This is a genomic window from Syntrophales bacterium (genome assembly GCA_023229765.1).
Taxonomy (GTDB): domain Bacteria; phylum Desulfobacterota; class Syntrophia; order Syntrophales; family UBA5619; genus DYTH01.
Map to the genome: position 1 here is coordinate 1 of JALNYO010000060.1, position 9,601 is coordinate 9,601.

Consider the following 9,601-nt stretch of genomic DNA (forward strand, 5'->3'; position numbering starts at 1 on the left):
AAATCTATCGAAGTCAATGTTTCCGGCGGCGAAGGGATTAAAAAAGTATATGGCGACGGCAAGGCGTTGAGACAGGTGTTTTTGAACATTTGTCTCAACGCCATCGAGGCCATGCAGGAAAAGGGGGCTCTCGATATCGCTGTGGCGATGACCTACAGGGAACGTGCCGGGGGCGGCGCCGGGGAATATGTTGAGGTCATGATCAGGGACACGGGGAGCGGGATTGCCGAGGAGAATCTGGTTGAGATTTTTGATCCGTTTTTTACAACCAAGAAAAGCGGCACCGGGCTCGGGCTTTCGATAAGCGCCCAGATCGTTGAGGAACATGGCGGTTTCATAGAGGTGGAAAGCGAAGTGGGGGAGGGTACGACCTTCGAGGTTTATCTCCCCGCCTTTAACGAAAACAGGTGAGCTGCAGATGAAATTGCTGGTCGTGGATGATGAAAATTTGATGTGCTGGTCCTTGAAAAAGGAGTTCGAAAAGGAAGGGTTTGATGTCTTTACCGCCGGCACTGCCCGGGAGGGCATCAATTGTTTTAAGGAGAATAATCCCGAGATTGTCTTTCTCGACGTGAAGCTCCCCGACAAGAACGGGCTCGAAGTCCTCAAAGAGCTCAAGCAGCTTAACCGGGATGTCATCATTATCATCATTACCGCCTTTGGCGGCGTGGAAAACGCCGTCTCCGCCATCAAGGCAGGCGCCTATGATTATATAGAAAAGCCCTTTGAATTTGAATCGGTGAGGATCATAGCGAACCGGGCGCTCGAGACAGCCCGTCTTAAAAAAGAGGTGCGCGAACTGAGAATAGCGGGCAGCGTCCACTATTCCTTTGATCGCTTTACCACCTGTTCCGCCAATATGATGGAGGTTTTGTCGCTGGCAAAAAAGGTCGCCGCGACGGATTGTTCCACGGTGCTGATCCAGGGAGAGAGCGGCGTCGGCAAAGACCTGCTGGCAAAAATTATCCATTATGAGAGCAGCCGGGCGACAAGGCCCTTTCTGGAAATAAGCTGCACGGCGCTGCCGGAGACCCTGATTGAAAGCGAGCTGTTCGGTTTTGAGAAGGGCGCCTTCACGGACGCCAAGAGCGCCAAGAAAGGACTCTTTGAGGCAGCCGAGGGCGGCACGGTGTATATGGACGAGATCGGCGATGTCAAACCTTCCACGCAGGTGAAACTGCTGCGGGTGCTGGAAGAAAAGACCTTCAAACATATCGGCGGCAGCAAGGATATCAGCCTGGATGTCCGCATTATCGCCGCCACCAATCGCAAACTCGAACGGGAGGTGGAAGCGGGCAATTTCCGCGAGGATCTCTTTTACCGATTAAAGGTGCTGCCCATTTATATCCCGCCGCTTCGCGAAAGAAAACAGGATATCGCGACCATCGCGATGAACATCATCGGTCAACTGAACAGGGAATTCAGAAGAGATATCCGCTACCTGTCAAAAGAGGCGGAGGAACTGCTGCTTCAGTACCGCTGGCCCGGCAACGTCCGGGAATTGAGAAATGTGATTGAGCGGGTCATGATCCTTGCCGACGTGGACGCGGACACCATTTTGCCGGATCATCTTCCTTTGGAGATAAAAAGACCTGTCGCGAGTGATGCAGTGGCGCAAAGCGGCGACGCAACGGTAACGGCTTTGGCGGTCACCGTTCCGGAAGAGGGAATTGCGTTAGCCAGGGTGGAAAAGGAATGTATTCTGCAGGCGCTCAATATGACAAACGGCAATCAGGCACAGGCAGCCAGGCTGCTTAAGGTAACAAGGGATACGCTGAGGTATCGGATGCAGAAATTCGGCATTTGAGGGTGTGGACATAGGGAGGTGTTCGATGAGAAGAAAGCGTTTATACTGGATAGGATTGGCATTCCTTCTTTTTGCCTGCGCGGGGGCGGAGGTTAAAAAAGAGGTGGAGCTGGTCTGGCCGCTTCCCCCGGATGAGCCGCGGATCAGGTATTTAAGAACCTATGAAAGCTCCAATGATGTGCAGGAGCAAACAGGCAGCCAGAAACTGCTGACCACGCTCCTCGGGGAATCGGAGGTCGGGATGGGGCTGGGTAAGCCCTACGGTGTTTTTGCCAGCAGGGATCGGGTAATCGTGACCGATACGGGCATTGGCCGGGCAGTTGTTTTTGACATAAAAAACAAGAAGTACTTTCATGCGGGGCTGGAGGGGAAGGGGTTTCTCGCCAAGCCGATCGGGATTGCGGCCGATGCGGCGGGAAACATGTATGTCTCCGACACCAAACAGGATCGCGTGGTTGTCTTTGACAAAGACGGAAAGTACGCGCGGGTCATCGGTGAAAAGGGCGCCTTCCTGCAGCCGACCGGGATTGCCGTGAACGACGCCCTGGGCAGGGTGTATATCGTGGACACCAACAAACACCAGTTGTTCATCTATTCGAAGGAGGGAAAACAGGTGGCGGTGGTGGGGAGCCGGGGCGACGGGGATGCCCAGTTCAACTACCCGACCAATGTCTTTGTCAGTAAAAACGGCAAGGTCTATGTCAGCGACTCGATGAATTTCCGCGTGCAGGTATTCGACGCCGACGGTAAATTTATTAGCAAATTCGGTAAAGTAGGCGACGCGCCGGGGATGTTTTCCCGTCCCAAGGGGATCGCGGTCGATAGCGACGGCCATATCTATGTCGTCGATTCCGCCTTCAACAACGTCCAGATCTTTGACGAGCAGGGGCAACTGCTGATGTTTTTTGGAGAGATGGGCAACAAGCCGGGGCAGTTCTGGCTCCCCGCGGGGATGTACATCGACGCGGATGATAAAATCTATGTCGCCGATCAATATAATAAACGGATAAACGTCTTTCAATATCTAAAGAGTAAAGCCGCCCGCTGATTGCATATCGATAGACTCCTTTCGTAGAAACGTCAAAACTGACAAATCTGGGTGATATGCCCCATTGTGGGTGGGGCATATCACCCACAATGGGATTATGTTGGTTGCCAAGGGGGGTTAAAGTCCCTTTTTGAACCAGTCATGAGGGAGGAATTTCCCCCTGTCGTAATATCAATGATCCGTCCGGAGCGTTTCTTTGCTGACTTCTAATTCCCGGCGCGCCTTTTGCTTTAGAGGCCACAATAAACAGGCCTCTGAAATTACGCAGCGGATGCGGGAGAGCGCACTGGAGAGATGGCGGAGTTGATGGGCGCGCAAATCAGGCAGAAAGTTTTTCTTTTCACAATGATAACAGTCATGGCGTTTAATGCGCCGGCTGTCCGGGCCGCCTCGGTGGCAGGATCGAAGCACGATATCAGCGTGGTCGGAGGAGAGGTTTGCGTCCACTGCCATACCCCCCATTTTGCAAGCGCCACAATTGCCGCCCCCCTGTGGAATAAAAAAAGCGCCGATTTCAACTTTGACGCCTTTACCATGTACACCAGTCCGACCATAGACACAACAATTCCCTCCCGGCCCAGCGGGCTTTCCCTGGCCTGCCTGGGTTGCCACGACAGCGTCAGCGCCCCCGAGGCTGCGACTGCGACTTATACCCACCAAGTTATCAATGCGCCGGGTTCAGGTTTGACGGGAACGTATTCCATAAGCTGCGCCGCGTGTCACGACTCTCATAGCGGATCAATGTACTCAATACCGGCGGTCGGTCCCAATCTCACGAATGACCACCCCATTTCGATCGTTTATCCCACGGCGGCGCAGGATGCGGGGTTTCTGGTCCCCCCGGATCTGCAAAAGGGCTGGTCCGACGTGCCGCTTTTTTCCGGAAAGGTGGAATGTGCCACCTGCCATAATGTCCACGATCCGGCCCGGGCGCCCTTTTTGCGGATTTCGAATTCCGGCAGCGTCCTTTGCCTGAAGTGTCATGTCAAATAGCCGGAAGATCATCGCATGGCTGGCACGGTATGTGCTGCATTAAGATATAAAGAAGTGAAGGTTGGGGAAAAAACAAGGGGTTTGTGGAGAGGGAGAAGTTGCAGGTCATGATAAATGCTGACAGGGGATTATAATACAAAATAATGAAAGGAGAAACAAATGAAAAAATCAATCACAAAAACAATGCTCATAGTCATGATCGCGATGGTTTCGATCATGATGGTGGCCCAGATCGCCAGGGCGGCGACGGGGATAGCGACCACAAAACACGATCTGTCGGCAGTGACAGGATCGGGAGAAACAGAGATTTGCGTATTCTGTCATACGCCGCATTTTGGCGGTACCGGCGCCCCTTTATGGAACAGAAACAATACTGCGACTTATACAATGTACACGAACTCAACGAGCTCAACAATGGACATGCTCAATGTTAATGGGACAACCCCCGGCGGTGTGTCGGCGGCGTGTCTGAGCTGCCATGACGGTGCGCAAGCCTATGATGCGCTGATCAACAGACCCGGTTCAACATTAGCTGGCACGGGAACTCCTGGTACACTAAAAATGACGGGTGCCTCGACCATGCTGTTGGATGGTTCTGCTAGTCTGACAAACGATCATCCCATTTCGATTATCTATAACAATGTAGCTGGTGCAGGGGGAGATGCTGCCTTTCAGCCACTCGTCACAACCGGGACTCGTGGTAAAATTACAAGTGCGGCGGGTACCGTTTACTTCTTCGGAACTGGCAAAAACCAAATGGAATGTGCAAGCTGCCACGATGTTCATAACGGAGCGGGTATCTCACCCTTCCTTCGATTCGCAAATACAAGCAGTCAGCTTTGCTTAACATGCCACATCAAGTAAATTTTGATTCTTCCCACATCAGGGGAGGGGTATTCTGCCCCTCCCCTTTTTTAGGGTTTGTCATTGCGAGGGCCTTGGCCCGCGGCAACCCGGTGGTCGAATGTGTTGCCTTTTCTTTGCCTGAGGGAAGGCTTTTTTGCTTTATTTTGAGAATTTGTCATTGCGAGCGAAGCGAAGCAATCTCATGGGATTGCCGCAGCGTTCAGGCGCCTCGCAATGACAGAAAAGGGGCAGGATTTCGCAATGACAAAAAAGAGGTCGTTTTTCGCAATGACAAATAGGGGGCAGTGTTTCCCAATGACGGGGCTTGTTGTTCTTTTTCTTGTTGCCCTTTATTTTCCCCCTTTGTTTGCAGCAGAAAAACAGGATAACTCATTTAAGCCAGTGGCGAAGGTCAATGGCGTGGCGATCAGCCAGCGCGAGGTTGACGAGGCCGTGGCGTCTCTTCTGCCCCAGGCTTCCTATCACCGTAATGTGACGCCGGAAAAAATCAAAGAGCTGGAGAAAAAGGCGCTCGAAAATCTGATCCAGGAGGAGCTTTTCTACCGGGGCGCCCTGAAGAAGGGCTATAAGGCTGGAAAAGACGCTGTCAACAAAAGGCTTGCCGAGATTGTCAAGAAATACCCCTCGAGAAAGGCCTATCGGGAGGCGCTGAAAAAGTACGGCCTTACCGAGGGGGATGTGAGAAAAAAGCTCGACCATATCATGCTGGCAGAGCTTTTTCTGAAAGAGGAGGTCTATAAAAAGTCGGAGCTAAAAGATACAGAGCTGCGCGCTTATTATCAGAAAAACCGGGAGAAGTTCCAGAAGCCGGAGGCGATGCGCCTTTCTCATATCCTGATCAGGGTGCCGCCGGAGGCGCCGCGGGATGAGAAGGAGAAACTGAAAAAGAAGGCGGAAGATCTTCTGCAAAGGCTTAAAAAGGGAGAGGATTTTCAGAAGCTGGCCTGGGACAATTCCGACGACCCGAGCCGGGTGAAAGGCGGCGACCTGGGTGTGGTGCACAGGGGAAGGCTGGAACCCGACGTGGAAAATCCCGCTTTTTCTCTGAAGAAGGGGGAACTGAGTGGCGTTGTGACCTCCATTTACGGCCATCATATCTTCAAGGCGGTGGAGAAATTTCCGCCGCAACAGTTGAAATTTGAAGAGGTGAAGGAAAAACTGAAAAAGGAACTGGAGCAAAAAGCCGTGGAAAAAAGGCTTGCCGATCTGCTAATGTCTCTCAAGGAGAACGCCAAAATTGAGGTTTACGGGGATTAGGCATGCCGCAGCGCTGATTGCTTTTTTTTTTCTGATCGGGGGGACGATTCCTGCCGCCGCGGCCCGGTATGGAAAATATTTCGTTACCGGTGCGGTTGAGCTGGAAACGAAGAATGAAACGGAAGACAGTCAGGACCAGCATAGCGCCTACAGTTCCTTTGAACACCGCTACAAGATTGATGTCCAGAGTTTTATCCTCAGTCCCCGGTTGCTTAACTACGAGTTGGGCGTTTCCATAGGCAAAGGCAATACGGAGACCAACGGCGCCTCCTCGAGCATAGACAATCTGGGATACAATGCGAGGGCGGAGCTCTTTTCCGGGAGGCGCATCAATACCTCTTTTTACGCCAACCGCGAGTCCCTCAGCAGTTTTGTTCCTCTTACGGCGAGTGCCGGTTCCGCGCTGGTATCACAAACGAACACGAATTATGGAGCGTTGCTTAACCTTAATTATCGGCCCTTTCCGGTTGCCATCAACTATGACGAGAACAGTATGGAAGGTTCGAACGGAGATCAGCGGCTCGACAGAAGCGTGCGACGTCTGCAAATCAGCGCCAATAAGGACTTCTCCGGTTTTTCAAGTAATTACGCATATTCCTTTACCGATACGGCCGACAAGATCGAGCAGACCAACAATACCCGGGAGCACGCCGCCCAGGTGAATCTGGAAAAGACATTTTCCGAAAGCAAGACCTTTCGCCAGGATTTCCGGTTTAACTCGGTGAGCAGAATGGGAAGATTTCAGGACATTACCTCCCCCACGGTAACAAAAAACAGCGATTACACGCTGACCAGGGCTGATGAGATTGTCAGGTTTGACGCCGTTCTGGCGAATCTCACTGCGTCGCTCCCCAGCGCCCTGGGCGATGCCGGCCGCACCTTCACAATTGTCAAGATCGATGCGACGGCCAACAGAGTTACCGTCAAACCGGCGGGAGCGGAGACGATCGGCGGCGCCGGTTCGCTCATCCTGCAGACGCAGTGGGTGGAGGTCACCATCATCAGTAACGGCATAAACTGGATCATTGGCCAAAGAGCGCCGAATCCGGGGTTGCAGGAGGAAAGCGGCGTCATTAACCTCAATTCCAGCAGCTCTTTCAGTTATCGCCCGTCGCAGGCATTCAGCAATAACAGCAGCCTGAATGTCTATTATTTCAGCTCGGAGGCGGGAGCGGGAACGAATCTTTTTTTCTCCAATTCCACGAACTACCAGCTTAACCCCGAGCTTAGCGTCAACGCCAGTATGGGGGCAGGATATACGGATTCGGGAGGCGGTGCGACGAACGCGTCGGAAAATATCTCGGCCGGAATGAATTACACCAGGAAAGTCGGGCTCTGGAATCTCCATTTGTTTGAAAACATGGGGTTGAACAACAGCAATCAATCGGTAGCCGCAAGCAAGTCAGTCGGAAACGCCGGGCTTGGCGCCTCCGCCTCCCGGGACTATGACTGGTGGAAGTCCAATGTTACCCTCCAGACGCAGGCGATAAGGTCCGCATCGTCGGGAGGAGGCGGAACGACCAACTGGCAAGCGAGCGGCGCCTGGTCTGTTTCCCCTTCGGCGCGGGTTCAGCTTCAGTCTTTACTGCGTTACAGCCAGGACGACAGCAAAAACGACGCGATCGTTGCGGCAACGGAAGCGGGGGCGAATACGACGTTTCAGCCCTACTCCAATTCGTCCCGTACGACCGAGCTCGACATGAACTACGCCTGGCTTGCCTACGTTTCCGAGATTAACATGGCCACGCTGAGCGGCGGCGGTGTGCTGAGCAGCCAGATCAGCAAGTCGGGCGGAGGGGGAGGCTCCCAGACCGACAGAAGCTACTTCTACAGCCAGCTTATCGTCAGGTCGGCGCCGCTGAGAGCCCTTTTTATTACTATGACCTTGCGCGGGGAATGGGATAATTCCGTCATGGATTCCGACGATGTAGCAGGCCAAATAACCGGAACTTCCACTGCGCGCACGGTTTATAGCATGGAAAATGCATTGCATTTCTCGATAAGGAGGATAATGATCGAGCTCAAGCACAATTGGCGCAACGAGACGGGCGCGAACAGTCTCTACAGCCGGCAGTCCATATATCTGAAGATTTCCAGGCCTTTTTAACGAGACTCGCCTCCTCATAAACGGGTGCAGGAGGGTGCGAAGGGAGAAGAGAAGATGAATGAATATATCGACAGTCGTTTCAAATGGGGCTTTATCGCCCGATTTTGCATAGGGATGGCGGCAATATCAATATTAAGCGTCTTGTTCTTTTTGCTCATCTTGCCGAAGGGGAATGCAACCTTTTATGCATCCCTTGTTTACGCAGTGCAAAAGACCGAGGTGAAACTTGTCCCGATAATTATTTTTGTGGTGCTTTTTGAGATTATACTGGCCCTTCTTTTCACTTTGTTCCTTACCCTTTTCTTGTCCCATAGGGTAGGAGGGGCGATTTTTAAATTGGAGGGCAATATAGAACGGCTAAAAAGCGGGGATCTCAATATTCACGAAATGAGCTTGCGCGGCGCCGACCAGGGACAGATTCTATCGGTAAAATTCAATGAGATGCTCAGAAAATGGCATGCCAGTTTTAAGGAATTAAAGTACTATTACGGCAAGTTTTCGGCCAGAACGAATGCCTTGGAAAAAGAGTGGTTTCAATCTGAGAAGGGTAATTCAGCGGCAATACTGAGGATTAAGTATGACGCAGAAAAGATGCAGGCAGTTCTTGATCGCTTTATTATTTAGTGGGGCGTTTTCGGCATTGCTTGCTTTTGCAGAAAACATGGAGAAAGAACACCTCTTCGAGGGCAAGTGCGGCCAGTGCCATCTCAACACGCCCTTGAAGGGTGGGAAGATACTGCTCGTCAGCGATGTGGACAAGCTTTGCAAGGGATGTCATACGCAGATTGGAACCATCATGTCTCATCCGTACGGGGTGAAACCGTCCTTCCCGCTGCCGCCGGAATTCAAGCTGGACTGGGCGGGAAAAATGACCTGCGCGACCTGCCATGAAATTCACGGGAGCAGAAAATATTTGCTGGTGGCAGAGAAAACGGGAAAGGCCTTCTGCATGAGCTGTCATCGGGAAACGCTTTTCAAAAAAAATAAGTACGGTCATGAGGTTGTCTCTTCTTTGCTCCATCAGCCACAGTACGAGACGGTAAACCCCAGTCAGCCTCTGGATCGTGAATCTCAGGAATGCCTCGGTTGCCATGATGGCGGACTTGCCGGGGCGCGCGTGGTTAATATCGGCGGCGGCATCTGGCAACATGGCGCCGGGAATGCCGGCAGTCATCCCATAGGTGGAGATTATCAACAGGCAGCAAGAAAAGGCGGATATAGAAGGAAGGAACTGCTCAACAGGCGGATCAGATTGTTTGACGGGAAGCTCGGATGCGGCTCCTGTCATAATCTCTACTCCACTCTGCCGGCCATGCTTGTGCGGAGCAACAGGGGGAGCGCCTTGTGCTTTGAATGTCATATAAAGTAGAACGGCGTTATCGCGAGTCCTTAAGGGAGAGCTTTATCTTAGGAAATAGGAAAAGCGTCCTCTAAATGTGATATGGAAATGTTGCCAAACAAAACCCATACACAAAGGAGGACGCCATGAAAAACGTAACAGATTCGGGACAAAAAGTAAAAG

At 52.1% G+C, this 9,601-nt stretch carries 9 protein-coding genes; all 9 read left to right on the forward strand.

Annotated elements, in window-relative coordinates:
* The coding region (locus tag M0P74_17410; protein ID MCK9365368.1) for an ATP-binding protein at nt 1–411 on the forward strand (411 nt) is incomplete at its 5' end.
* Nucleotides 412–418: 7 nt separating this feature from the next.
* Nucleotides 419–1,807, forward strand: a complete 1,389-nt coding sequence (locus M0P74_17415) for a sigma-54 dependent transcriptional regulator (protein MCK9365369.1) — start codon at nt 419–421, stop codon at nt 1,805–1,807.
* A gap of 25 nt (nt 1,808–1,832) precedes the next feature.
* Entirely contained in the window at nt 1,833–2,855 is a 1,023-nt protein-coding gene (locus tag M0P74_17420; GenBank protein MCK9365370.1) for a 6-bladed beta-propeller, read from the forward strand.
* A 294-nt stretch (nt 2,856–3,149) separates the two neighbouring features.
* Nucleotides 3,150–3,848: a hypothetical protein gene (locus tag M0P74_17425; protein MCK9365371.1), complete on the forward strand. Its 699-nt coding sequence runs from the start codon at nt 3,150–3,152 to the stop codon at nt 3,846–3,848.
* 159 nt (nt 3,849–4,007) lie between these two features.
* The gene (locus M0P74_17430) at nt 4,008–4,712 is read left to right on the forward strand and encodes a cytochrome c3 family protein (protein ID MCK9365372.1); all 705 of its coding nucleotides are present in this window, start codon (nt 4,008–4,010) and stop codon (nt 4,710–4,712) included.
* A gap of 297 nt (nt 4,713–5,009) precedes the next feature.
* Entirely contained in the window at nt 5,010–5,972 is a 963-nt protein-coding gene (locus M0P74_17435) for a peptidylprolyl isomerase (protein ID MCK9365373.1), read from the forward strand.
* A complete protein-coding gene (locus M0P74_17440) occupies nt 5,953–8,079 on the forward strand; it encodes a hypothetical protein (GenBank protein ID MCK9365374.1) in 2,127 nt (708 codons plus the stop codon). The genes M0P74_17435 and M0P74_17440 overlap by 20 nt, the downstream gene beginning before the upstream one ends.
* Nucleotides 8,080–8,133: 54 nt before the next feature.
* Nucleotides 8,134–8,703: a hypothetical protein gene (locus tag M0P74_17445; GenBank protein ID MCK9365375.1), complete on the forward strand. Its 570-nt coding sequence runs from the start codon at nt 8,134–8,136 to the stop codon at nt 8,701–8,703.
* 37 nt (nt 8,704–8,740) lie between these two features.
* A complete protein-coding gene (locus tag M0P74_17450; GenBank protein ID MCK9365376.1) occupies nt 8,741–9,448 on the forward strand; it encodes a cytochrome c3 family protein in 708 nt (235 codons plus the stop codon).
* Nucleotides 9,449–9,601: the final 153 nt, after the last annotated feature.